Consider the following 24,461-nt stretch of genomic DNA (forward strand, 5'->3'; position numbering starts at 1 on the left):
TGGCTTTCGATGTTTTCGACCATCGCCATTTAACATACGTAGCATCCGCAAAACGTGAGGAGCAAATGATGGAAGTCAAAATAACTACTTTAAGCGAGAATACCGCCGGGTATGGTTTCCTCGGCGAGTGGGGACTGAGTATACTGGTCGAGGCGGACGGGAAAAAGGTCCTGATGGATACCGGGCCGGGCATGTCAGCCGCATATAACGCCGAGCTCCTGGGCATTGATTTGTCATCAATCGATGATATAGTATTGAGCCACGGCCATGCAGACCACACCGGTGGACTGCGCGATATAGTGAAAAAGTGCAAGGGTGCCAGTGTCATCTGCCATCCGGATTTATGGTCTGCCAAACATGTCGGCTTCGGACCGGATAACTATCGGTCCATTGGCGCACCCTTTTCCAAGGATGAACTGGAGACCATCTGCACACGTCTCATTATCAGCCGTGAGCCGGTATCCATTACTGAACACATAACCACAACCGGCGAAATCCCGATGATCACAGATTATGAGCAGATCGACGGCAACCTGTTCACTAAAAATCCCGATGGTATGGAGCCTGATGCCCTTGCCGATGACCTGGCACTCGTGATCGATACGGACTTCGGCCTGGTAGTTATACTCGGCTGCGCCCATCGTGGAATGATTAATACCCTGCGCCAGGCGCAGAAAATAACCGGCAAAGACAATATATATGCCGTAATAGGAGGTACCCATCTTATATTTGCCAACGAGGAACGGATTGCTAGGACTATAGCGGACCTGAAGGAGATCGGGATTCAGAAACTCGGTGTATCACACTGCACCGGTTTCGGCGCTTCCGCACGTCTGGCTCAGGAGTTCCCTGGCATATTTTTCCTGAACAATGCCGGTACCAGGCTAACATTAAAATAATACCTGAAGAGAAACTGAGAGTACCATGCTGACGATCGAGATGGTGCCCAGCCTTTCAAATTGTATTCATACTATCACCAAAAGAGAATATGCGGATACTCTTGCCCAGCTCTTGTCAGGTAAACCGGGAAAGAGGAAACTTCAACGAAAGTTAGAGCTGCTCACATTTTTACTGAAGGAAATAGATTTCAAGCAGCTGCGTCAGGAGTCTGAAAGACATCTGATGGCAGGAGAAAAGGTACGATTCCTTTTCTACCTTGAAAAGGGAACCCCGAAATACAAGATGCAAATTGAAAATTCCCGTCAGTAAGAGACTGACTCCAGGGCTATATAGTGGGAAACCAATCAAGTGGCTCATAACCGTCGCTCATATGGAACATTTGGCGCATGCTACTTGCCATTGCTGCTATCATAGCTTGGTTTTTAAAGTTGCTTTCTATTGGGTGGTAATGGACGGCATGCTTATCTCTATTCCCTCGTTTTTAAACGTTACAACTGTTATTAAATAACCTTGTAAAAAGTTTATAATAGCCATAATCAATATGCAGCTTGTCGAAAACATTGAGCGCAGTATGCTCTACCAGAAATGCCCGGTATAAGACGCTTCGGACCGCAGATGGAATTATAGTCGACTCTACCATCATATAGTCGACAAACGTTGTCCATTGACAACTCTGCTATACTTTTATAGCTGAGCGGAGGTTGAAAAGCCTGATTGGATCTTCGATGAAATTACATAGAATCCTCATCGCCAACAGGGGTGAAATAGCGATACGAGTCGCACGGGCGGCAGCCGATCTCGGCATCCAGACAGTCACCATATATTCCGAGGACGACGCAAAATCCCTGCACGTACTGTCCGGAGACAGGTCTTATGCACTGAAAGGGACAGGGGCGGCCGCCTACCTCGACAGGCAGCAGATTATTTCCCTTGCGCTTAAAGCAAAGTGCGATTCCGTGCATCCCGGCTATGGTTTTCTCAGCGAGAGTGCGGATTTTGCGCAGCGTTGCGAGCAGGCAAATCTTACTTTCATCGGACCGCGTCCGGAAATTCTGGAACTGTTCGGAGACAAGGCTCGCACCCGCTATTTAGCCGAAGAATGTGCTGTTCCCGTGATACACGGCACCAGGGGGCCGGTTACGCTGAAAGAAGCCAGGGCTTTCTTCATGTCAATGGGCCCTGATGCGGCCGTCGTAATCAAAGCCGTTATGGGTGGAGGCGGCCGAGGTATTCGCCCTGTTTACAGGATCGAAGACTTGGAAGAGGCCTACAATCGTTGCCGGTCGGAAGCGGATGCTGCTTTTGGAATTAACGACGTCTATATTGAACAGCTAATCCCCCGGGCCAGACACATCGAGGTACAGGTCATCGGTGACGGTAAGGAGGTGATCCATCTGGGAGAGCGGGAGTGTACACTGCAAAGACGCAGTCAGAAGCTGGTCGAGATTGCGCCCAGCCCATCGATCTCTGCAAAACTGCGTGCAGAGTTAACAGGAGCCGCACTGCGTATCGCCCGGCAGGTTAATTACGTCAGTCTCGGCACCTTCGAGTTTCTGGTCCATAGCTCCACCGGCAGCAAACCGTCATTTGCCTTTATGGAGGCCAATCCCCGTCTTCAGGTCGAGCACACCATCACTGAAGAAGTCACGGGCGTCGACCTGGTCAGGACGCAGATCGAAATAGCAGGTGGAAAAACACTTTCAGACCTTGGCCTTACGCATGACGCTCGCAATCCCCGCTTATACTCGCTGCAAATGCGCATCAACATGGAAATTATGGATCGGAGCGGTAACGTAATACCTTCATCCGGCAGATTAAACACATACGAAATCCCGTCCGGACCGGGTATCCGTGTGGATGGCTACGGCTACAGCGGCTACAACACCAACCCGGCCTTCGACTCACTGCTTGCCAAGCTGATTGTCACATCGCATTCAGACAAATACGGGAACGCGGTTGCCCGGGCCCGGCGCGCACTGGAAGAGTTCCGCATCGACGGTGTGAAAACTAACATTCCCTTACTTCTCAATCTCTTAGCCAGGCAGGAAGTCAAAAATAACGATATTTATTCACGTTTCATCGAAGATAATGCCGCTTCGCTGGCGGCGATCACAGACCGGCAGAAAGAAAGGTTTTTCCCGGACGGCCCGGTTAGTACCACCGGAAATGCCGCCCTTCAGTGGCATTCAGCACCCCCGGGAACTATCCCACTTACTGCACCCATGCAGGGATGTGTGGTGAACATCGAAGTCATTGAGGGAGACGCCGTTGCAGCGGGCCAAAAACTGGTCGTGCTGGAATCCATGAAGATGGAACATGTGATTACAGCCGATCATAGCGGATACGTGCGGGCCGTCTGTATCTCGCTTAATGAAAACGTGCAGACCGGCTCACCCCTATTCTTCCTCGAGGAGGCCGAGGTATCAGCCGACGCAAAAGCCACCGAGGGCGAAATCGATCTGGATGTTATCCGTCCCGACCTTGCAGAAGTAATAGAACGCCATTCATTCACTCTCGATGAGCGACGTCCCGAGGCTGTAGCCAAGAGGCGCAGCAAGAACCGGCGCACAGCCCGCGAAAATGTCAATGACCTCTGCGATCTCAACAGCTTCATTGAGTACGGTGCTCTGATCGTAGCCGCGCAGCGCGGCCGGCGCTCGCTGGATGAGCTTATACGGAAGACACCCGCTGACGGACTCATTACGGGAGTCGGAACGGTCAACCGTGATTTATTCGGCGATGACAGAGCCCGCTGTATGGTACTGGCCTACGATTTCACCGTGCTGGCCGGCACGCAGGGTCTTTTCAACCACAAAAAGATGGACCGGATGCTGCACATTGCCAACCAGTGGCAGCTTCCAACCGTTTTCTTCGCTGAGGGCGGTGGAGGGAGGCCGGGCGATACCGATGCCAACGTAGTAGCCGGTCTCGATCTCACCACTTTCAGCCGTTTTGCCGCCTTGAATGGTAAGGTCCCACTCATCGGCATCGTCGAAGGTCCTTGCTTCGCCGGCAATGCATCTCTGCTGGGTTGCTGTGATGTTATTATCGCCACCAGGGGCTCCAACATCGGCATGGGCGGCCCTGCTATGATCGAGGGAGGGGGTTTGGGCGTTGTTAAGGTGGAGGATATCGGCCCCATCGATATTCAGACCCGCAACGGCGTGGTTGATATCGAGGTGGCCAACGAGGCTGAAGCAGTTTCAGTTGCCAGGAAATACCTCTCATATTTCCAGGGCTCGATCCCGACGTGGGAGGCCGCCGACCAGCGCCGGCTGCGCTGGCTGATACCAGAGAACAGGCTGAGGGTTTATGATGTCAGGAAGGTGATAGAAGGCCTGGCGGATGAAGGCTCCGTACTGGAGATGAGAACGAATTTCGGACCCGGCATGGTTACAGCGCTGGCCCGTATCGAGGGCAGGCCGTTCGGTTTGATCGCCAACGATCCCAGGCATATGGGGGGCGCCATAGAGGCGAACGATGCGGACAAGGCAGCGCGTTTTCTCCAGCTTTGCGATGTGCATCGCCTTCCCGTACTGTCGTTATGCGATACGCCGGGCTTTATGGTCGGGCCCGAAATTGAGGAACGCGCGCAGGTGCGCCACGTGTGCCGTATGTTTGTGGTAGGAGTACATATGACTGTTCCCTACTTCACGGTTGTGCTTCGCAAGGGATACGGCCTGGGCGCCATGGCTATGGCGGCGGGCAGTTTCCACGATTCATTCTTCACAGTTGCCTGGCCGACCGGTGAATTCGGCGGGATGGGACTGGAGGGAGCGGTCAAACATGGCTTCAAGAAAGAGCTTGAAGCGATAAAGGACCCCGCCGAGCGAGAGGCAACCTACAAGTTTTTCGTGGAGCAGGCCTACGCCATGGGCAAGGGCTTGAATATGGCCTCCTATATGGAGGTCGATGCTGTGATTGATCCCGCCGAAACACGCCGCTGGATCATGCGCGGTCTAAAATCAATACAGGGAAAATCACAGGGGTCATCCGGTCGATCGTTTATTGACCCGTGGTAAACCTCTATTTAATCAGCCTGCGCGCCTCGGCCTCAACCGTTCGGTAAACATCGCGCAGCGGCACATGTTTCTCGGCTGCTATCTTCTTGCACTCGTCGTATTCAGGCGCGATGCTGACAATTTCATCATCGAAGCGCTTGACCTTTACCCTGACCTTGCCATAGCTTGATTCGAATTCTACGATATCGCGGCCGGCGATATGCCTGTTGACGGGACGAACTCTGATTCCCAGTGTCGACGTCTCGCGCATGATGGTCTCTGCCAGCTTCGACTCGGCATCAGCGGGGCAAAGCACGCTCAGCATAACGGCGGGACGATTCTTCTTCATCTGAATGTGCGTGAACCAGACATCCAGCGCGCCCTGCGCGAACAACCTCTCCATAACATAGTCGTAAATCTGCGGATTCATATCGTCGATGTTTGTCTCCAGCAGCACCATATCCCCATGAATATCACGGTCGGACGACATTCCTGTCCACAATCGCATGACGTTGGGGTACTCATCGGCATTCATGCTGCCTGCCCCGTAGCCGACTTTTTCCAGGTTCAGCTCAGGCCGGCTAAAATCAGCCAGCGTTGTTACGATTGCAGCGCCGGTGGGCGTCACCAGCTCCCTCCCCTGCATGGCGGCATGACAGGGTTTCACCACAGGCGACTGTCTGCGCGCTATAAGTTCCACAGTGGCCGGCGCCGGCAGCGGCAGGGCGCCGTGGCGGCACTCGATCGAGCCTTCCGCCAGAGGAAACGGAGAGGAGTAACACTGATTTATGCCCAGCAGATCTAATCCGATAACCGTTCCCACTATATCCACGATGGAATCCACCGATCCGATCTCATGGAAGTGCACCAGCTCCAGCTTGGTCCCGTGGATTTTAGCCTCCACCTCACCCAGGTTGCGGAAAATATCCAGGGCCTTTTTCTTTAACTCATCGCCGAGCCGGCTGCCTGCGATCAAATCCACGATATCGCTATATGAGCGGTCGGGTTGCTTTACCGCCTCATCAATTATGACCCGGGCCCAGGTCGCTTTCAGGGCACCCCTTTTTACCTTTTCGGCTATTATCCTGTATCCCTCTAAAGGGAGCCTGGCCAGTTCTTTCTCAAGGTCCGGCCTGGACAGCCCTGCATCCAACAATGCGCCCATTATCATATCGCCGCTGCAGCCGGCATAAAGGTCGAAATATGCAATTTTATTCATTAAAATCCTTTCTCTATTTAAATGGCCAACCTGCTCATGCTTCCCATCTGGTAACCGGCCAGGTCGACCGTGACATGTTTGTAGCCGAGCTTTTTCAATTCCTCTACAGCGGCTCGCCGGTTGTCCTTCTTTAAGAGCGTCGCAAATCCTTTATCATCAACCTCAATCCTGGCTATATCACGATGATGTCTCAGCCTGACATGTTCCGCGCCCAGTCCCCGGATGAAGGACTCGCCGGACGATACCTTACCTATTAACTCATGCGTGATGCGAGTGCGGTGCGGTATCCTGGTGGCCAGGCAGGGCATTGCAGGTTTCTCCCAGTTCGGCAATCCCTTCTTTCTGGCAAGGGACCTGATCTCCAGCTTGGTCAGGAACGATTCCGCCAGCGGGCTGCGCACACCGAGCTCAGCTATAGCCACCAGGCCGGGACGAAAATCACCGAGGTCGTCGTAGTTGGTGCCGTCGCAGACATATCTGATATGCCTGGCGCGGGCGGTCTCATTCAGTATACCCAGCATATTCAGCTTACAGTGATAGCAGCGATCCTTGTTATTGACGGCGAAGTCCGGTATGTCGAGCTGGTTGAACTCTATCACCGCCAGTTTCAGTTTGAGCGATGACGCCAGTCTTTTGGCAGCCTGAAATTCCTCTGCTTCCATCAGCGGTGATTTAGCAAGAACAATCAGCACCCTGTTTTTCAATATAGCGGCGGCCGTGACGGACAGAAATGTGCTGTCCACCCCTCCGGAATAAGCCACGATAGCGGAACCCATTTTGCCGAGCATATTTTCCAGATGGCCGACTTTATCAGCGGTCTTGCTCTCAACACTCAGTTTGTGTGATTTCATCTATTGATCAGGCCGGCCAGATAGCCGGCGTTGAACCCCCCATCGATATTGACCACGGCAACGCCCGGCGCGCAGCTGTTGAGCATGGTCAGCAGCGGCGCAATGCCCTTGAAGCTGGCCCCGTAGCCGACGCTGGTGGGTACCGCTATGACAGGACAGGTCACCAGCCCACCCAGCACCGCGGGCAGCACGCCGTCCATTCCTGCTACGGCGATGATTACCCTGGCGCTCCTGACCTGTTCAAGATGATCGAACAGGCGGTGGATGCCGGCCACGCCCACGTCGAAGATGCGCTCGATTTTATTGCCCATCATCTCGGCCGTGACAGCAGCCTCCTCGGCCACGGGTATATCCGCCGTGCCTCCCGTAACTATGGTTATGCCCGGTTTTCCCGCCTTTTTCACAATGCGGTCAATAATAACGGCGCGGGCGTCTGCATTATAAACGGCGTCCGGCAATTTCTTTTTAATAGCCCTGAATCCATCGGCGTCGACGCGTGTAATCAACACCCTTCCGGAATGCGCCGCCAGACTATTTGCAATACTGACCAGCTGCTCCCTGGTCTTGCCCGGCCCGAAGACAACCTCGGGAAAGCCCGTGCGCAGGCTCCGATGGTGGTCGAGCTTGGCATGCACCATGTCCTCGTAAGGCAGGACGCTCAACTGCCTGACAGCATCCTGCAGGGACAGGTCCCCCGACCTGACCTTCTTGAGCAAATCCGTCAACCAGCGTTGATTGAATTTCTGCCCCACGGATTCTATCTTTTTATGCTCACCTTTTATCATCCGCTTCTCCGCTCACGCGTTATGGTAAGTATAACGCAGCAGAAGGTGCAGTACAATACGGATGTCGTAGCTGGGATTAAACAATTTATACAAAATAGTTGTTTTTTGTAACACGGTGGATTAAAATAACGGCGTCCGCCGCCTGTAAGGCCATTCGGCCGGGCGGGCAAAGGGGGGAAAGAAATGAGTATACCTAAGCTGAGCGACGAGAAATACAAAGAAGTTATCACCGCCTACGAGAAAAAGACCCCTAAATCCAGGAAACTGATCGAAGAATCCCGCAAATACATAGTCCCCATGGGCGCACCCGCCTACATGATCTGGCACAGACCCTATCCTCTCTTTATCGACAATGCCAAAGGGTCGCGGCTTTACGATGTGGACGGCAACGAGTACATCGACATGTTCATCGACCAGGGTATCTCCTATATCGGACACAAAGCGCCAGCCATCCGCAAGGCCATCGATAAAGCGCTGGATAAATACGGCTTCCACCTTGAGATGTGCGAGGAGCTCGCCACCAGGTGGGCGCAGAAGGTGATGCAGCATTACCCCTCAATCAAGAAGATAAAAATAGTCAACTCCGGCAACGAGGCCACCGAGCTGGTCTGCCAGATCGCGAGGGCCTTCACCGGTAAAAACAAGATCATCAAATTCGCCGGACACCATCACGGCTGGAACGGCGTCCTGTCCTACGACGCGCTGGCGGCAGGATCGGGCACCCTCTTCACCCTGGGCATACCCAACAACCATTGGGACAACCTGATCAACCTGCCGCCCAACGATATAGGGATCGTGGAGAAAGCTCTTCAGGATAACAAAGACCAGGTGGCGGCCGTCGTGCTCGAGCCGCTGGGCGCTTCCTCGGGTGGCACGCCGCTCAATGAGGGCTTCCAGAAGCAGCTTCGCGAGCTCACCACTAAATACAACGTCCTGCTGGCCTTCGACGAGGTGGCCACCGGATTCAGAGTAGCCATCGGCGGCGTCCAGCAGGTGCTGGGCATAACGCCCGACCTGACCTGCCTGGGCAAACCGGTGGGCGGAGGCATACCCATCGGCGCGGTGGGTGGACGCGAGGACGTGATGTCGGTGGTCGGCGCTCTGGACCCCAGGGCCGAGCACTTCGGGCCGCTCTTCCCCATGGGCTCATTTTGCGCTCACCCGCTGGCCATGGCGGCCGGCATCGCCTTCATTGAGGAACTCGAGAAAGGCAATTATATACAGAACTCCATCGACAGAGCAGCCGACCTGGCCAAACTCATCAACGAGGTGGCGGCCGGCCTCAAGATGGACGTCTCGGCCCATGCCCTCTACAGCATCGTGCATTTCGGCCTTAACGGAAAGTTCGATATGAGCCAGGTGCTGGAGGTCTACGAGTTCGACCTGATGATCCGGCTGGCGTTGCTGCTGGGTGATCCAGGAGTTGTGGTACTTCCCGGCCACGTCTATATGTCGGGCGTTATGACCGAGAAGGACATACAGAAAAGCCGGCAGGCTTTTGAGACGGCGTTCAGCATCTATAAGTAATTGATATAAAGGCTGTTCATGTAAGTCTATTGACAGGGAGAATGGAAATTGTATAATGCCTTGACTGACCTTTCTCCCGGCAGATACAAATAAAAACGTAAGGAGTAGATGGGATGACAGAAGAAACACAGCAAGGTCAAGGCATACTCAGAAAAGAGCTCACACTGGTACTGCTGATCTTTCTCATGATCGGCCTGAACATCGGCGGCTCTCTTTTCACACTGACCAATGTCGCTGCGGGCCTGACCGGCCCATCGCTCATCATCGCGCAGATCATCTCCGCCCTACCCGTCTTCCTGGCCATCATACCCTACATGCTGCTGACTTCCATCGCGCCCAAGTCGGCGGCCAGTTATCAATACGGCAAACTCGCCTCCTACCCCATGGCAGTAGCGGGCGTGATGGTGCTGTTGGTGGCCATGCCGCTGGGCGGCCTGCCCCTCTTCGCCATCACCAACGGGCGCTTCATCATGATGCTTTTCCCGGATGCGCCCGCCATGGTGCCCGGCCTGGGCATCTCCTGGGTCGTATTGATCGCACTGATCACCATCACTCTTTTCTATATCATCAATATAATCGGTATCAAGCCCGCCGCCCTGGTGCAGTTCGCCATGGTATTTCTGCTGATCTCCGCGCTGCTGGCGTTCATTTTCGGCGGCCTCCCCCAGATCGAATGGTCGAACTTTTCTAATATGTTCACGGGCAATCTGAAATTCCCCGGCATGGCGCCGGCGCTGGGACAGACGGTAGGATTGATAGCGGCCGCGGCCATCTGCTACACACTGCTGGCCGGAGGACTGTTCGGCATCGAGCTTGGAGATGAAGTCAAAAAGGCCGGCGTTACAATACCCAGAGGATTGCTCATCGCCATACTCGGCGCATTCCTGCTGACCTGGTTTGTCGAGATAGTCGCCATCGGAGTCATGAACTGGGAACAGTTTGCAGCATCCAAGGACCTGGGCGCCGCGTGCAAACTGATCTTCGGCGCCGGTTCGTTCTGGTTCTATTTCTTCATCATCGGCGGCGCCGTGATGGCCTGTATCTCCACGGTGCATGCGGTGATGACTATCGCCGGACGCTACGTCATGGCCTACGCCAAGGACGGCTTCTTCCCCAAATTTATGGCAAATATCAACAAGCAGTGGGGCACGCCCCACTGGGGACTCACCCTGCCCTGGGCATTAAGTGTAATCATGCTCCTGCTGGCCGGCGAGAGCCTCGGCATCTACGGGGCTATGCTCAACTTCGGCATGCTGTGGATGGTCACACTGGTGCTGATCGCAGCCGCCCGGCTGCACAAGACGCATCCCGAGGAGTACAAGCTGTCGCAATTCAAATTCAAGCCGGGCTGGGTTTCATTCACGGCCATCGCTGCCGCCGTGTTAAACGTGCTCTTCATGCTGCTGCTGGTCGTCTTCCTGCTGATGCAGAAGGTCACCTGGCCGATTATACTGTTCGTCATCGCCATCATCGTCGGACTGGGCCTCTACTACATTCAAAAAGCGAGAAAGAAGGTCATACCGGCAACGCTGCTATAGACCGGTTTGAAATGGAGCAGCCAGAAAACGATGCCCGGAACTAAACGTATTGCCGTCATCGGGGCGGGCGTAATGGGCCCGGGTATCGCCATATCCTTCGCCCGCCACGGTTACTCTGTTTCACTGGCCGACATCGATCCCGCGGCACTGGAGCGCGCTGCGACCAGCATCAATTCGATGGCGCGTCTGTTCGGTGACAGAACAGCTCCGGGCAGGCGCGGTGGTAAAGATATCGCGGCCGGGATTAGCCTGACATCATCGATAGAGGAGGCCGCAGGTAAAGCCGACTTCATCGTAGAGGCTGTCAAGGAGGAGTTGCCCGTTAAAAGCCGCGTGTTCGCCGACCTGGAGAAGGTCTGCCCGCCGCATGCCATTCTGGCCAGCAATTCCTCGACGCTCTCCATCGACAACATAGCTGAAAAGGTCTCTCGCAAAGAAAGGACTATCCTGACACACTTCGTCAATCCTCCGGAGGTCATGCCGGTAGTGGAAGTGGCGCGCGGCAGTGCTACCTCAGATAAAACATTCGTGGATACCGTTGACCTGATTCAGACCATCGGCAAACGTCCCATCATCTGCGACAGGGTAGTGCCCGGCTACCTGGTCAACTCGTTCAACATGGCCATCATGGCTGCAGCGCTCGATTTTCTGGGGAACGGGGTGGCCACCCTGGAGGAGATCGATTTCGCCTTTACCCGGGGCCTGGGCCCACGTCTGTCTATAATGGGACCTTTCAAGACTATGGACCTGATCGGCCTGGACCTCATCTGGCAGGCCGTTCTCAGCTTTGATCCCAACGCCCACAGCGACCCGCGCGCAGCCCGCCTCAGCGAACTGGTGCAGGCAGGCCACTTCGGCATGAAAACGGGTAAGGGATTCTACGATTACGGCGGGCGCAGTCGTGACGAAGTCATGCAGGAGATCGACCGTCAACTGCTGGATATCGTGTCTAACCGTCCCGCGGGGACAAAAGGAGGTACACACACCCATGGGATTCAATAAGATTTTAGTGGTCGGCGGCGGCGCCATCGGCGGCATCACCGCAGCGCTGCTGACCAGGCAAGGCCTGAACGTGATAGTGCTGGACGCCGACAAAGAGCACATCAAGCGGATGAACAGCGGCCTTGAGATAAGCGGCTTCAGAGAGATGACTGTACCGGTCAAGGCTATGCTGCCCGGCGACTTCGTCGGCGCACAAAACGCCGGCTGGGCCGATATCGTCCTGCTGGCGGTCAAGGGACTGCATACTGAAAATGCGCTGAAATCCGTATTACCCGTGATATCAAAGACCGCCCCGGTCGTCTCTCTGCAAAACGGTATAAATGAGGAGACCATCTCCAAAATCGTCGGCGTTGAGCGCACCATCGCCTGCAGCATCACCTGGGGAAGCACCAATAAAGGGCCGGGCCAGCTGATGCAGACCACCGACGGCGGGTTCATCATCGGCCAGTGGCCGACCGGTAAGAGCAAAATAGTGGAAGATACGGCCTCCCTGCTTTCCAAAGCCTTCAATACCGAGATTTCCGACAATATCATCGGGGACCGCTGGACCAAGCTGCTGATCACCGTCTCATTTACCGGTGTCGGCACGACGGCGGGACTGACCTACGGAGGCGTGATCGAAAATGAGGCCGCCCGCAAGGTGGCGCTGACCGTGATCACCGAGACCTATGATGTGGGCATCAAAGCGGGCGTTAAGTTCGCCGACCTGATGGGCGTCTCCCCATCCATCGTCCTGGTACGCAACAAGCAGGACTTTGAAAAGGCGTCCGGATTAATGGAGATCGGGTTCGCCAACCACAAGGCCACCAAACCCTCCATGTGGCAGGATATCGAAAAAGGGCGCAAAACCGAGGTGGATTTCGTCAACGGATACGTTGTCAGAAAGGGCAAAGAGGTCGGCTTGAAAACGCCGGCCAACGAGATGGTGACCAGAGTGATAAAGGAGATAGAGGACGGTAAAAGGAAGCCCTCCCTGGAGAACCTTAAAGAATTCAACAGCATCACGGCTTATATTAAATAACAATTATATACATTAAGGAGGTATTTCATACATGACAAAGAAGTTGATTATCCAGGTGGCGCCTTTCGGTTCAAACACGCTACATGAAAAAACACCTAACCTTCCCAACCTGGGCAAAAGGACCCCTTACCTGCCGATTACACCTGAAGAGGTCGCAGAGGAGGCTCTTCGCTCGTATAATGCGGGTGCAACCCTGTGCCATATCCACGCCAGGGATCCCATACACATGCTGGCCACTCCTGATATCAAGGTCTGGGGCGATGTGGTAGCACGCATACGGGAAAAGTGCCCGATATTAATCGAGGCCGGCGGCGGCATCGGCGCCTGGGTGGATACGACCACATGGCAGATCATCCCGGCATCCGAAGAACAGAAACTGGCACTGCTGGATATCAAGCCCGAGCCGGATATGCTTACGCTCAATATGGGCACGTTTGATATGTCGATCGGCAAGTACGGTTTTTCCACTTTCAGCAATACACCACCCTTCCAGAGGAAGATCATCAAGGGCATCCTGGAAAGGGGCTGGGGCATGGAACTGGAGATCTGGGACGTAAGCCACCTGTACAATACCATGGCGCTCTGCGAAGAAGGGGTATTCGATAAAAATATGGTCTTCCACATCGATTATCCTCTGGGTGTAGCCGGCGGACAGCCTGCTACGGCCAAACAGCTTATGTATATCTCGGAAGAGGGCAAGAGGATGTTCCCCAATTCCAAGTGGCAGGCCCTTGGCATCGGCAAGGATGAGTTCCCCATGATCACAATGGCTATGCTTTTGGGCGCCGATAGCGTTCGGGTCGGTCTCGAAGATAACATCTATATCTCGCATGGCGAACTGGCTAAATCCAACGCTGAGCTGGTTGAAAAAGCGGTCAGAATCGCACGCGAGCTGGATTTCGAGATCGCGACCGTGGAAGAAGCCAGGGAATTGCTGCATCTCAAGAAAAAATAAATAACGATCGGAGGAGCAGGATGGATAGTAAGCCGGCTTTAAAGCGATACCAGTTATCGTCATCTTCCCGCATGTACATATTCGTCCTGCTCTTCCTGCTTTATTTCTTCGACTACGTCGACCGCACTGTGGTCACCTCCCTCTTCCCTTTTATACAGAGGGATTGGGGTATCTCGGATGCTGAGTGCGGCATGCTGGTATCCGCGGTCTACTGGTCCATCCTCATCTTCACCTTCCCTGTTTCCATACTGGTCGACCGCTGGAGCCGCAAGAAGACTATCGGATTGATGGGCGTGTTCTGGAGCCTGGCTACGGCGGCCTGCGCCTTCATGCCCAACTTCAAAGCACTCTTCGGCGCCAGGACCGCGATCGGCATCGGAGAGGCGGGCTATGCGCCCGGCGGATCCGCCATGATATCAGGGCTTTACCCCGAGGAGAAGCGTGCCCGCATGTTCGGCATCTGGAACGCCTCCATACCGCTGGGCAGCGCGGTTGGCATCGCCCTGGGCGGCATTATCGCCAAGTCACTGGGATGGCAACACGCCTTCGGCCTGGTGGCCATACCCGGCCTGATCGTGGCCATCATGTTTTTCTTCGTGAAGGACTACAAAACCGTGGAGCTGGTCAAAACGGTGGACGAAGGCAAGGGCGCAGGCAAGAAGAAAATGAGCTTCGGCGATATCAGCAGGGAGTTCCTTCAGACTCCCAGCCTGTGGTTCACATACCTTGGATTCGCCGCCGTCGTATTCGTTACCACCTCGATCATCACCTGGCTGCCGACCTACTTTTATCGTGCCGGTGGTATCGCGGAGGACCAGGCCGGCCTGCGTGCCAGCGCGATCATGGCGCTGGCAATCATCGGGGCGCCGCTGGGCGGCTTCCTAGCCGATCTGTGGTACAGGAAAGACCTGAGAGCCCGGCTGCTGTTCTGCGCCATATCCATACTGCTGACGGCGGTATTCGTTTATCTGGCATTTTCATTTCTCGAAGGAATGAGCCAGTACCTCATGCTGCTGCTGGTAGGTATCGCCATCACAAGCTTTATCCCTGCCGCGCTGGCCGTCTGCCAGGACGTGGTGCACGCCGGGCTGCGAGCCACTTCCGTGGCCCTGGCGGTTGTCATCCAGCACCTGCTTGGCTCATCGCTTGGCCCCATAGTAACAGGGGCCTTTTCCGACGCCTACGGCATACACACGGCCATGACATTTTTGCCCATTTATCTGATCGTCGCCGCGGCTCTCTTCTTCGTCGGCTCTTTCTTCTACAAGAAAGACTACGCCAAGGTGGAGAAAATAGAGCTCCAGATGGAATCCTGATACGACCGCCGGCCTGCATAATCTACTTCAGTAAGAACTGGATTCTATAGAATTTTGCATATTTCTATAGAATTCTATACCATATATCTTCGGCCGGTTGAGCGCCTAGCAGATAAACTTTCACAATGAGTAAAACAGACCTGATCGGTATAAGTGAAGCCAGCCAGATACTCGGGGTCAACGAAGCCACGCTGCGCCAGTGGACTGACGAGGGCAAGCTCAGCGCGTTCGTGACGCCGGGCGGACACAGGCGCTACTCGAAATCGGACCTGCGAAAGCTCACCCGCTCCGGCCAGAAAGTGCTGGGCATCAGAGACCTTGTGAACGAGTTGGAAGATACCACGCCCCGTCACAGGGAGATTGCGCGCGGCTTCTTCGACAGGTCTCCTCAAGCTGTGAAACCTTGCGAGGAGCATCAGCGTCAACTGGCCGAACTGGGCCGCCATTTGCTCAACCTGACAGCCAGATATGTCAGCGAGCCCGCCAGAAGGGAGGAATCTCTGTCTGCTGCCCGCGATACGGGCAGGGGCTTCGGCCGCCTGCTGGCCGAGATGGGGATGCCGCTGACCGAGGCGACGGAGGCTTTCCTTATGCACCGTGAGCTGATCATGCAGGCGTCAGCCAGCCTCGCAGGAAAGCGCGAGGCCCGTGGCGGGCGCATCGCAGGTGCCATACCGCTTGCCAACCGCTTGATCGATGTAACTCTCGTTGCCATGATAGACGAACACCAGAAGTATACAGGCAGTGGAGCAAGACAGGCATGATATCGATATCCCGCCTGCTCTGCGGCACAGTAAGCCCCGGTGACAGCCTTCGCTATCGGGACTCCCAACAGGCTCAGAAGGTCGCAGATACCGGACCGGTGGTGGTGTGGAATTGCACCCGTCAGTGCAACCTCCACTGTATCCACTGCTATGCCGGCTCCAGCAGCCAGGCAGAGACACCCTCCATGAACACGAAGCAGGGCATGCAGTTCATCGATGATCTCGCTGAATTCAACGTCCCGGTCATCCTCTTCTCGGGCGGTGAACCCCTGCTGAGAGACGATCTTTTCGACCTGGCGGGGTACGCGGCAAGACGGGGCCTGCGCATAGCCCTATCCACCAACGGCACACTGATAGATGCCCAGACCGCGGACAAGATCAGGGAGACAGGTTTCGCAGAGGTAGGCATCAGCCTAGACGGCACAAGCTCAACCAACGACCGTTTCCGCGGCAGGGACGGCGCCTACCGGCAGGCCCTCGAAGGCATCCGCGCATGCGTGGCCAGGGGCATCAGGGTGTCCCTCAGGCTGACCATTACTAAATACAACCATACCGAAATACCTGACATGTTCTCGCTGATAGAACAGGAGAACATTAACCGTGTCTGTTTCTATCACCTGGCATACTCCGGAAGGGGTGACAGCCTGCGTGAACAGGACCTCACGCATTCCGAAAAGCGCAGGGTTCTGGATATGATCTGTGACCGTACACTCGAGATGCACAGGCGCGGACACCCCAGGGAGGTACTAACGGTGGGCAACCATGCGGACGGGGTATACCTGTACCTGAGGGCGCAAGAGCAAGGACACGAAGGCGCCGGACGAATACGGGAGCTGCTCAAAATGAACGGGGGCAACAACTCGGGGATAAGAATAGGGGCCGTGGACGATAAAGGAGACGTCCACCCGGACCAGTTCTGGCAGAGCTATTCGCCAGGCAACGTTTTAGAGCGTAAGTTCGGCGACATCTGGATGGACATGTCCCAGCCCGTGATGAAGGGCCTGAAAAACCGCAAGCATCTGCTTAAAGGGCGCTGTGCCCGCTGCGCGCATCTCGACCTGTGCAACGGCAACCTCCGCGTACGAGCTGAGGCCGTGCACGGAGACATGTGGGCCGAAGACCCGGCCTGTTACCTCAGCGACAGGGAGATCGGTTTAACGAAATGAGCGCCGACCCGTCACATTCAAGCTTGATTGAACCGCAGTTGCAGCTCGTGGCATGGGAGATCACACGTTCGTGCAACCTGCACTGCGCACACTGCCGAGCCTCTTCCTCCTCAGAGGAATACAGTGGCGAGCTTTCCAGCGAAGAAGCGCTCCATCTGGTAGATCAGATCAGGGAAGCCGGCAACCCAATCATCATACTCACCGGCGGTGAGCCGCTGATGCGCACGGACGTGTATTCCATAGCCGAATATGCAAAGAGCAAGGGCCTGCGCGTGGTCATGGGCAGCAACGGGACGCTGGTCACACCTCAGGTCGCAGCCCGTCTGAAAGCCTCGGGGCTCTCGCGCGTCTCGGTCAGCCTGGATTTCCCCACAGCGGAGAAGCAGGACAAATTCCGCGGGCAGCAGGGCGCATTTGAGGCGGCCCTGTCCGGCATCCGCAGCATTCGCAAGTCGGGCATTGAGGTGCAGATCAACTGCACCCTGACCAGGCTGAACATCGCCTGTCTGAACGATCTGCTATCCCTGGCGCTGCATGAGGGGGCGGTAGCCTTCCACCCCTTTTTCCTGGTGCCCACAGGCAGGGGCAAGGGTCTGAGTGACGTTGAACTGAGCGCCGGGGAATACGAGAGCGCTTTAAACTGGATATACGACAAGCAGCTTGAGCTGGGGGATAAAATATTCTTCAAACCGACCGACGCGCCGCATTACCTGCGCATATTGAGCCAACGCGGCGCTTCGCCTGCAACAGGCCGTCATCACGGCGGTGCGGATTCGGTCAGCCGCGGATGTATGGCCGGCAGCGGATTCTGCTTTATATCTCACACAGGCCGTGTGCAGGGATGCGGCTACCTGGATCTCGAGGCCGGCAATATCAGGAACCAGCCGTTCGGCGATATATGGCGCGATTCCCCTCTGTTCAAACAGCTGCGCGACCTCAGCGCCATCAAGGGTAAATGCGGGGCCTGCGAATATAAGCGGATCTGCGGCGGCTGCCGGGCCCGCGCCCTTGAGACCACGGGCGATCATCTGGAGTCCGAGCCGTATTGCATATATCAGCCGCGCAGCGCAACAGGAGAACGCGTAAATGCCGAATAGCGCGCGCGTAACTGCCGAGAACAGGCTGCTCGGTATGCTCCAATCGGGCTTCCCCCTGTCCAGGGAACCGTACAACGAGATGGGCGTCAAACTCGGCATGAGCGGCGATGATGTGATCACAAGAATAGTCAATTTGAAGAAGAAGGGCATCGTACGCCAGATCAGCCCGGTGCTGGATGCCAGAAAACTGGGTTTCCAGAGCACTCTGATCGCAATGAAGGTCGATGGATCCCGCATTAGAAGCGCTGAAAAATATCTTGTCGCCCACCCCGGCATCAGCCACGGATACGAGAGAGAGCATGAATTCAATATCTGGGTGACCCTGTCCGTGCCTCCGGGCATGGATTTGCAGGCAGAGGTAATGAACATCTCCGCCGGTTCCCATGCGCAGGCGATAATCGCCCTGCCCGCCGTCAAGGTATTCAAGCTAAGAACTAATTTCAGCCATATCGAAGATACCTCAGAGGAAGAGGATACTCTGAGCGGGAACGGACTGCCCGGCAGGGCCCGATTATTAAAGGCTGACAAACAGATCATCAATGGCCTTCAGCATGACCTGCCGCTGAGCGCCGACCCTTTTACCCCGCTGGCGCACAGCATGGGAATGGACGTTGATGAAATGCTCTCGCACAGCCGCGCGCTGCTGCGCCGCGGCGTCATCAGGCGATACGGCGCTTCCATCAACCACCGCATGGCCGGATACAGGGCCAACGCCATGACGTGCTGGAAAGCCCCCTCCGGCAGGGTGGATGAGTTGGGACGCCTGCTGGCTTCCAACGGGCATGTCAGCCATTGCTATGAGAGGACGACTATTGATCCCTGGCGTTATAACCTGTTCGCCATGGTGCACAGCCGTGACAGGGCAACCTGCCTGCAAACAATCGAAAAGATGACGTACAGAACAGGGCTGACAGATTACGCCGTGTTGTTCAGCATAAAGGAATTTAAAAAAACCAGAATACTGTACAGGGTTTAAATAAACGATGGCGATATATTATCCGGTCTATCTCAACCTGCAGGGCAGGAAATGCCTTATCGCAGGCGGGGGTCAGGTCGCCTTGCGCAAGGCTGCCGCGCTGCTGGAACACGGCGCCGAGATCACCGTCATCAGCCCCCGGATATGCGCCGGTCTGCGCAAGCTTGAGAGCGAAGGTATGATAAAAGCCGTAAACAGATACTATCGCGCAGGCGATATGAAAGGCGTATCCATCGCCATCGTCGCCACCAGCAATCGCAAAATAAACCGCAGCGCTGCTGAGGAAGCTAAAAAACGCAGAGTGCCGGTCAATGTGGTGGATGATCCCATGCTGTCGGATTTCATCGTCCCCTCCATCCTGCGCAGGGGCGATCTCTCGATCGCTGTCTCGACCTCCGCCAAAAGCCCCGCGCTGGCGCGCAAGATCCGCAGCAGGCTGGAAGGCGCATTCGGCAGTGAATATGCGTCCCTGGTCACTTTAATCGAGAAGGTCCGCCGCCGCGTCAAAAAACAGGGACTGAAAGTGAGCAGCAGCGACTGGCAACGGACCATCGATATCGACTCAATGATCGCGCTCATCAGGGAAGGACGCGTCGAAGAGGCGGAGCAAGATTTGATAGAGAAGCTCAGGAAATGCGCAAAATGATTTCACAGACGGAAGATACCCATGCATGTTAGCCTGGCCGGCATAAACCACCGCACGGCGCCCGTCGAGGTGCGCGAAAAGGCTGCCATCGGCCCGGACGACCTGCCTGCATATCGTCATCTTCTGCGGCGCAATTTACAGCACGGCGTCATCCTTTCAACATGCAACCGCACGGAGGTGTATGCCACGGGCAGCCAAGTTGGAGACCTTGAGCAGGCCTGCGTCGATTTCCTGGGCAAAAGCATGGGCCTGACGGAGAGCACTGCCCCCTATCTCTACGTTATGAGCGACCGGGTCGCGCTGGAACACCTTCTCAACGTGTCCTGCGGCCTGGATTCAATGGTTATCGGCGAATACGAGGTGCTGGGCCAGGTTGGGCAGGCGCTGATAGAGGCAGAGAAATCGGGCACGATTAACCTGCCCCTGCGGCATATCTTCGAGAGCGCTATAAGCACCGGCAGGCGAGCCCGCAACGAGACGTGCATCAGCCGAAATCCGCTGTCCATCAGTTCAATAGCGGTCAACAAAGCCCTGGATATCGTGGATGATATCGGCAGATGTAAGATCGTTATCATAGGGGCGGGCGAAGCAGGCAGGCTGGCCCTGAGGGTGGCCAGCAGCAGGGGGGCCGCGGATATTGCGGTCGTCAGCAGAACGCTGGAGCGCGCAGTACGGATAACAGGCACTTGCGGCGGACGTCCTGTCGGCCCGGGTAAGCTGGCGGTGGAGATGCGTAGCGCCGACATCGTTATCGCCTGCGCGGCATCGCCCCACCCGGTGCTTCGTCACAGGCAGGTGAGCGACGTTATGAGCGAAAGGCCGCAACTACCCCTGATCATCATAGATATCGCACTGCCGCGCAACGTCGAGCCGGATGTCGGCAGCATCGACAACGTGCATCTCCACAATATAGCCGACCTTACCGAGCTGGCGGACAACCATCGCCAGGAGAGGGAATCGGAGGTGGCAGCCGTCAAGGGGATCATAGCCGAAGAAATGGAAATACTCATGAAATGGTGGCAGGCATACAGCACCCGACCGGTTATAAAGTCCCTGATGGGCAGGGCCGAGAAGATCCGTGCGGCACAATACCATAATTTCATGAAAAAAATGGCGTCTCTGACGGAGGAAGAGAAACTGCACGTCGACCTGCTCACCAGGTCGATCGTGGACAAGATATTGAGGGACCCCATAATGTATCTCAAAGAAGGCGGGAGCGCGGAACGGATAGATATAATCAACCGTCTTTTTGGACTGAACGATGGAAAGGACCTGTGAATAATAAGATTGTAATCGGCTCCCGGGGAAGCAGACTGGCCATGATCCAGGCGGAGTCGGTGGCGCGCGACCTCAGGCAGGCCCGGCCCGGGCTCGATATCGAGATAATCAAGATCGTAACGGAGGGCGACCGCAACCGTAGCGTGAGCATCGACCTGGCCGGCGACACAGGCATCTTCGTCAAGGCGCTGGAGGAAGCCCTGTTGAACCGCAGCATAGATATTGCAGTGCACAGCCTCAAGGATCTGCCGACCGTTCTGCCGCAGCAACTGCACCTGGCCGCTGTGACGGAGCGACTGGACCCTCGCGACGCGCTGGTCGCCTGTTCCCCGCTGGCTGATCTGAATTCCGGCTCGAAGATAGGTACCGGAAGCCTGCGCCGCGCGGTGCAACTCAAACACCTCCGTCCGGACCTGGAGGTCTGCAGTATCCGCGGCAACGTGGACAGCCGACTGCGCCGTGTGAGCTCCGGACAACTGGAGGGTATAATAGTCGCCGCAGCAGCGCTGCTCAGGCTCGGCTGGAGTGATAAAATAACCGGGTACCTTCCCCTGGAATTCTTTCTGCCTGCTGTGGGTCAGGGCGCACTGGCTGTAGAAGCCAGGGAGGGCGACGGCAGAGTAGAGGAGATCCTCGGAACGATCAACCATGTGCCCACGTGGCAAGCCATAACCGCGGAACGGGCATTCCTGCATGCGGTGGAGGGAGGCTGTCGCGCGCCCATAGCAGCCCTGGCCTCGGCACATGCTGATATTTTGGAGATTCAGGCTATGGTGTCGGACAGGGAAGGGGAAATAATAATGAAAGACTCATATCGGGGTCTGGCAGATACGCCGCAGGAAGCCGGCGAAAAGCTTGCGCTCAGGATGCTGAAGGCGGGCGCCGCCAGCCTGATAAAGGATGCGAGATGCCGCTGAAGAAAGGGAAGGTCTATCTGGTCGGCGCAGGCCCGGGCGATCCCGGCCTGTTCACCCTCAAGGGCGTTGAGTGCCTTACCGCGGCGGACGTGGTCGTCCATGATCACCTGATCAGCAACTTTATCCTCGATCATGCGCCGGCAGCAGCCGAAAAAATTTATGTCGGCAAGATAGGCGGGAGCCACCATGTCGAGCAGGATGAGATCAATCAGCTCCTGATCAGCCTGGCCCGCCACGGAAAGACGGTGGTGCGTCTCAAGGGCGGCGACCCTTACATCCTGGGCAGGGGAGGCGAAGAGGCCGTCTCATTGAGGGACGCAGGTATCCCCTACGAAGTCGTGCCCGGCATCACCTCTGCCGTGGCTGTGCCGGCCTATGCCGGAATCCCGGTTACGCAGCGAGGGCTTTCATCCTCATTGACCATACTCACGGGCCATGAGGACCCCACCAAGCGAGGTTCCCATATCCGCTGGGATATGCTGGCCAGGTCCGGCAGCACACTGGTCATCCTGATGGGCATGCAAAACCTGCGCTCCATCACGAGACTTCTTTTAAAACACGGAATGAAAGCGGGCACCCCGGTGGCGGTCATCAGAGACGGCACATTGCCGACACAATTCACGATCACAGGCACATTGAAAAATATCGCTCAAAAAGCGGCAGCGTCCGGTATGACAGCCCCGGCCGTTATCGTCATCGGCCGCGTGGTGGAGGTGCGCCGGGACCTTCGCTGGTTCGAGGTCTTCCCCCTTTTCGGCAAACGTGTGCTGGTCACGCGCGCGGGCAGCCAGGCCGGAGGCCTAGAGAAGCTGCTCCTCCGGCGCGGCGCACAGCCCGTGCGTTTCTCCTCTATCGAGATACGTCCCATCCGAGCAAAGCAGCAACTGGACAAATGCATCTCGCATTTGAACGAATACGACTGGCTGGCATTCACCAGCGCCAACGGTGTCCATGCATTTTTCCATCGCATGAGTGAGATGCAGAAGGATACCCGTGCCCTGGCCGGCCTCAGGATAGGCTCCATCGGCACTATGACGGCGAGAGCGCTTAATACATACGGGATCACGGCGGACTACATACCGGCAGTCCACACCGGCAAGGGTTTCCTCAAAGACCTGCGTAACGCGGATATCAAGGGAAAACGCTTCCTGCTGCCCCGCGCCGACATAGCCGACGATGAGATCACGGAGGGTCTGAGAAAGCTTGGTGCGCGGGTAGACGAGGTCGCAGTCTACCATACCGTCAGGCCACGAGGAAATCTATCAAGGCTGAAGGACCTGCTGTTGCCCGGCAAGCTGGACGTAATCACGTTTACCAGCTCATCGACCGTGACCAACCTGCTGGCAGGGTTGAGCGCTGAAGAGATCAAACAGATCAAAGCTAAAATAGCCTGCATCGGCCCCAAGACTGCGGCGACAGCCGTAAAAGCGGGGCTGAAAGCGCATATACTCGCTAAAGAGCAGACTATGGCGGGATTGATCGAAGCTGTGGAGGAATACTTCCACAAGGAGGCCTGAATGCCAGTATTTCCGGAATTACGTATGCGCCGACTGAGAAAAAGCCCCGCGCTAAGATCGCTGGTGAGGGAAACCCAGCTGGATTGCGGCGACTTTGTCTTCCCCCTTTTTATCGTGGAAGGCAAGGGCATAAAGAGCGAGATTGATGCCATGCCCGGCATCTTCCATTTCTCCGTGGATAAGCTTGCCGCCGAGATCGATGAACTGGTTCGGCTTAAAGTGCCCGCCGTGCTGCTCTTCGGTGTGGTGAACAAGAAGGACGAGAGAGGCTCGGCCGCCCTCGATCCCGAGGGTGTTGTCCAGCAGGCCGTGCGGGCTATAAAGAGAACCGCTCCGCAGATGATAGTGATCACCGATGTCTGCCTGTGTGAGTACACCGACCACGGCCACTGCGGGGTGATCGTCAAAGGCGATGTCGATAACGACAAAACGCTGCCTCTTCTGGCCGACATGGCCCTCTCCCATGCCTCATCCGGCGCGGACATGGTTGCGCCGTCAGACATGATGGACGGGCGGGTGATGCCTATTAGAAAAGCGCTGGATGGCAACGGCTTCAGCCATATACCGATACTGTCATACGCAGCTAAATACGCCTCTGCCTTTTACGGGCCTTTCCGGGAGGCGGCCGGCTCGGCTCCCCAGTTCGGCGACCGCAAGTCATATCAGATGGACCCTCCCAACGTGCGCGAGGCGCTCAGAGAGATCGAAGAGGACATCAACGAGGGCGCCGATATCGTCATGGTCAAACCGGCGCTGGCGTACCTGGACGTTATCCGCCGGGCGCGGGACAGTTTCAATTGCCCGCTGGCTGCATATAACGTGAGCGGCGAATATGCCATGGTCAAAGCCGCCGCATCGCGCGGCTGGATCGATGGGAAAAGGGTCACCCTGGAGATACTCGGTTCCATCAAAAGGGCCGGGGCGGATATCATTATCAGCTACCACGCCAGGGAAGCCGCCGCATGGCTTGCCGGGCAGGCTTAAT

Annotated in this window: 21 protein-coding genes; 18 read left to right on the forward strand and 3 right to left on the reverse strand. The window is 56.1% G+C overall.

The genetic code is table 11. The features are described from left to right. Positions 1-65 precede the first annotated feature (65 nt). From WC359_10150 to WC359_10160, 3 genes are all read left to right on the forward strand, one after another. On the forward strand, positions 66-899 hold the full coding sequence (locus WC359_10150; GenBank protein MFA5400791.1) for an MBL fold metallo-hydrolase: 834 nt from the start codon (positions 66-68) through the stop codon (positions 897-899). A 25-nt stretch (positions 900-924) separates the two neighbouring features. Further along, positions 925-1,209 carry a hypothetical protein gene (locus tag WC359_10155; GenBank protein ID MFA5400792.1) on the forward strand — a complete coding sequence of 95 codons (285 nt, stop codon included), beginning with the start codon at positions 925-927 and terminating at the stop codon, positions 1,207-1,209. Positions 1,210-1,625: 416 nt separating this feature from the next. Beyond that, complete coding sequence (locus WC359_10160) at positions 1,626-4,922, forward strand: carboxyl transferase domain-containing protein (GenBank protein MFA5400793.1); 3,297 nt, start codon at positions 1,626-1,628, stop codon at positions 4,920-4,922. Between the two features lie 4 nt (positions 4,923-4,926). Here WC359_10160 and larC read toward each other — a convergent pair whose 3' ends face one another. From larC to larB, 3 genes are read right to left on the reverse strand one after another with little or no spacing between them, the layout of a single operon-like run. Next, on the reverse strand, positions 4,927-6,120 hold the full coding sequence (gene larC / locus WC359_10165) for a nickel pincer cofactor biosynthesis protein LarC (GenBank protein ID MFA5400794.1): 1,194 nt from the start codon (positions 6,118-6,120) through the stop codon (positions 4,927-4,929). Positions 6,121-6,137: 17 nt separating this feature from the next. Next, positions 6,138-6,971 carry an ATP-dependent sacrificial sulfur transferase LarE gene (gene larE / locus WC359_10170; protein MFA5400795.1) on the reverse strand — a complete coding sequence of 278 codons (834 nt, stop codon included), beginning with the start codon at positions 6,969-6,971 and terminating at the stop codon, positions 6,138-6,140. Further along, positions 6,968-7,756 carry a nickel pincer cofactor biosynthesis protein LarB gene (larB, locus tag WC359_10175; protein MFA5400796.1) on the reverse strand — a complete coding sequence of 263 codons (789 nt, stop codon included), beginning with the start codon at positions 7,754-7,756 and terminating at the stop codon, positions 6,968-6,970. The genes larE and larB overlap by 4 nt, the downstream gene beginning before the upstream one ends. A gap of 183 nt (positions 7,757-7,939) precedes the next feature. On the opposite strand from larB, the gene WC359_10180 reads away from it, so the two are divergent. From WC359_10180 to hemB, 15 genes are all read left to right on the forward strand, one after another. Continuing rightward, complete coding sequence (locus WC359_10180) at positions 7,940-9,283, forward strand: aminotransferase class III-fold pyridoxal phosphate-dependent enzyme (GenBank protein ID MFA5400797.1); 1,344 nt, start codon at positions 7,940-7,942, stop codon at positions 9,281-9,283. Between the two features lie 113 nt (positions 9,284-9,396). Further along, complete coding sequence (locus WC359_10185; protein MFA5400798.1) at positions 9,397-10,821, forward strand: APC family permease; 1,425 nt, start codon at positions 9,397-9,399, stop codon at positions 10,819-10,821. 30 nt (positions 10,822-10,851) lie between these two features. After that, positions 10,852-11,823 carry a 3-hydroxyacyl-CoA dehydrogenase family protein gene (locus tag WC359_10190; protein ID MFA5400799.1) on the forward strand — a complete coding sequence of 324 codons (972 nt, stop codon included), beginning with the start codon at positions 10,852-10,854 and terminating at the stop codon, positions 11,821-11,823. Next, a complete protein-coding gene (locus tag WC359_10195; protein MFA5400800.1) occupies positions 11,810-12,844 on the forward strand; it encodes a ketopantoate reductase family protein in 1,035 nt (344 codons plus the stop codon). Before WC359_10190 ends, WC359_10195 begins: the two co-directional genes overlap by 14 nt. A gap of 31 nt (positions 12,845-12,875) precedes the next feature. Continuing rightward, positions 12,876-13,799, forward strand: coding sequence for a 3-keto-5-aminohexanoate cleavage protein (locus tag WC359_10200; GenBank protein MFA5400801.1), 924 nt, complete (start codon positions 12,876-12,878; stop codon positions 13,797-13,799). A gap of 20 nt (positions 13,800-13,819) precedes the next feature. Beyond that, on the forward strand, positions 13,820-15,115 hold the full coding sequence (locus WC359_10205) for an MFS transporter (protein ID MFA5400802.1): 1,296 nt from the start codon (positions 13,820-13,822) through the stop codon (positions 15,113-15,115). A gap of 125 nt (positions 15,116-15,240) precedes the next feature. Next, complete coding sequence (locus WC359_10210) at positions 15,241-15,879, forward strand: helix-turn-helix domain-containing protein (GenBank protein ID MFA5400803.1); 639 nt, start codon at positions 15,241-15,243, stop codon at positions 15,877-15,879. Continuing rightward, entirely contained in the window at positions 15,876-17,045 is a 1,170-nt protein-coding gene (locus WC359_10215) for a radical SAM protein (protein MFA5400804.1), read from the forward strand. The genes WC359_10210 and WC359_10215 overlap by 4 nt, the downstream gene beginning before the upstream one ends. Then, positions 17,042-18,142, forward strand: a complete 1,101-nt coding sequence (locus tag WC359_10220) for a radical SAM protein (GenBank protein ID MFA5400805.1) — start codon at positions 17,042-17,044, stop codon at positions 18,140-18,142. Before WC359_10215 ends, WC359_10220 begins: the two co-directional genes overlap by 4 nt. Further along, complete coding sequence (locus tag WC359_10225) at positions 18,132-19,118, forward strand: hypothetical protein (protein MFA5400806.1); 987 nt, start codon at positions 18,132-18,134, stop codon at positions 19,116-19,118. The genes WC359_10220 and WC359_10225 overlap by 11 nt, the downstream gene beginning before the upstream one ends. Positions 19,119-19,125: 7 nt before the next feature. Beyond that, the gene (locus WC359_10230) at positions 19,126-19,764 is read left to right on the forward strand and encodes a bifunctional precorrin-2 dehydrogenase/sirohydrochlorin ferrochelatase (protein MFA5400807.1); all 639 of its coding nucleotides are present in this window, start codon (positions 19,126-19,128) and stop codon (positions 19,762-19,764) included. Positions 19,765-19,785: 21 nt separating this feature from the next. Beyond that, on the forward strand, positions 19,786-21,042 hold the full coding sequence (hemA, locus tag WC359_10235) for a glutamyl-tRNA reductase (GenBank protein ID MFA5400808.1): 1,257 nt from the start codon (positions 19,786-19,788) through the stop codon (positions 21,040-21,042). Continuing rightward, the gene (hemC, locus tag WC359_10240; GenBank protein ID MFA5400809.1) at positions 21,039-21,959 is read left to right on the forward strand and encodes a hydroxymethylbilane synthase; all 921 of its coding nucleotides are present in this window, start codon (positions 21,039-21,041) and stop codon (positions 21,957-21,959) included. Before hemA ends, hemC begins: the two co-directional genes overlap by 4 nt. Then, positions 21,950-23,476, forward strand: a complete 1,527-nt coding sequence (gene cobA / locus WC359_10245) for a uroporphyrinogen-III C-methyltransferase (GenBank protein ID MFA5400810.1) — start codon at positions 21,950-21,952, stop codon at positions 23,474-23,476. The genes hemC and cobA overlap by 10 nt, the downstream gene beginning before the upstream one ends. Next, the gene (gene hemB / locus WC359_10250) at positions 23,477-24,460 is read left to right on the forward strand and encodes a porphobilinogen synthase (GenBank protein MFA5400811.1); all 984 of its coding nucleotides are present in this window, start codon (positions 23,477-23,479) and stop codon (positions 24,458-24,460) included. Position 24,461: the final 1 nt, after the last annotated feature.

Source organism: Dehalococcoidia bacterium (genome assembly GCA_041653995.1).
In the GTDB taxonomy this organism is placed as follows: Bacteria; Chloroflexota; Dehalococcoidia; order GIF9; family UBA5629; genus CAIMUM01.

What these genes read in the sequence shown, in the direction of transcription:
- hemA (MFA5400808.1), top strand. Translation starts at nt 19,786, where the DNA reads ATGCATGTTAGCCTGGCCGGCATAAACCACCGCACGGCGCCCGTCGAG.
- WC359_10150 (MFA5400791.1), top strand. Translation starts at nt 66, where the DNA reads ATGATGGAAGTCAAAATAACTACTTTAAGCGAGAATACCGCCGGGTAT.
- larE (MFA5400795.1), bottom strand. Translation starts at nt 6,971, where the DNA reads ATGAAATCACACAAACTGAGTGTTGAGAGCAAGACCGCTGATAAAGTC.
- larC (MFA5400794.1), bottom strand. Translation starts at nt 6,120, where the DNA reads ATGAATAAAATTGCATATTTCGACCTTTATGCCGGCTGCAGCGGCGAT.
- WC359_10195 (MFA5400800.1), top strand. Translation starts at nt 11,810, where the DNA reads ATGGGATTCAATAAGATTTTAGTGGTCGGCGGCGGCGCCATCGGCGGC.
- WC359_10210 (MFA5400803.1), top strand. Translation starts at nt 15,241, where the DNA reads ATGAGTAAAACAGACCTGATCGGTATAAGTGAAGCCAGCCAGATACTC.
- WC359_10155 (MFA5400792.1), top strand. Translation starts at nt 925, where the DNA reads ATGCTGACGATCGAGATGGTGCCCAGCCTTTCAAATTGTATTCATACT.
- WC359_10220 (MFA5400805.1), top strand. Translation starts at nt 17,042, where the DNA reads ATGAGCGCCGACCCGTCACATTCAAGCTTGATTGAACCGCAGTTGCAG.
- WC359_10185 (MFA5400798.1), top strand. Translation starts at nt 9,397, where the DNA reads ATGACAGAAGAAACACAGCAAGGTCAAGGCATACTCAGAAAAGAGCTC.
- WC359_10225 (MFA5400806.1), top strand. Translation starts at nt 18,132, where the DNA reads ATGCCGAATAGCGCGCGCGTAACTGCCGAGAACAGGCTGCTCGGTATG.
- WC359_10160 (MFA5400793.1), top strand. Translation starts at nt 1,626, where the DNA reads ATGAAATTACATAGAATCCTCATCGCCAACAGGGGTGAAATAGCGATA.
- hemB (MFA5400811.1), top strand. Translation starts at nt 23,477, where the DNA reads ATGCCAGTATTTCCGGAATTACGTATGCGCCGACTGAGAAAAAGCCCC.
- WC359_10230 (MFA5400807.1), top strand. Translation starts at nt 19,126, where the DNA reads ATGGCGATATATTATCCGGTCTATCTCAACCTGCAGGGCAGGAAATGC.
- cobA (MFA5400810.1), top strand. Translation starts at nt 21,950, where the DNA reads ATGCCGCTGAAGAAAGGGAAGGTCTATCTGGTCGGCGCAGGCCCGGGC.
- WC359_10205 (MFA5400802.1), top strand. Translation starts at nt 13,820, where the DNA reads ATGGATAGTAAGCCGGCTTTAAAGCGATACCAGTTATCGTCATCTTCC.
- WC359_10200 (MFA5400801.1), top strand. Translation starts at nt 12,876, where the DNA reads ATGACAAAGAAGTTGATTATCCAGGTGGCGCCTTTCGGTTCAAACACG.
- WC359_10190 (MFA5400799.1), top strand. Translation starts at nt 10,852, where the DNA reads ATGCCCGGAACTAAACGTATTGCCGTCATCGGGGCGGGCGTAATGGGC.
- WC359_10215 (MFA5400804.1), top strand. Translation starts at nt 15,876, where the DNA reads ATGATATCGATATCCCGCCTGCTCTGCGGCACAGTAAGCCCCGGTGAC.
- larB (MFA5400796.1), bottom strand. Translation starts at nt 7,756, where the DNA reads ATGATAAAAGGTGAGCATAAAAAGATAGAATCCGTGGGGCAGAAATTC.
- WC359_10180 (MFA5400797.1), top strand. Translation starts at nt 7,940, where the DNA reads ATGAGTATACCTAAGCTGAGCGACGAGAAATACAAAGAAGTTATCACC.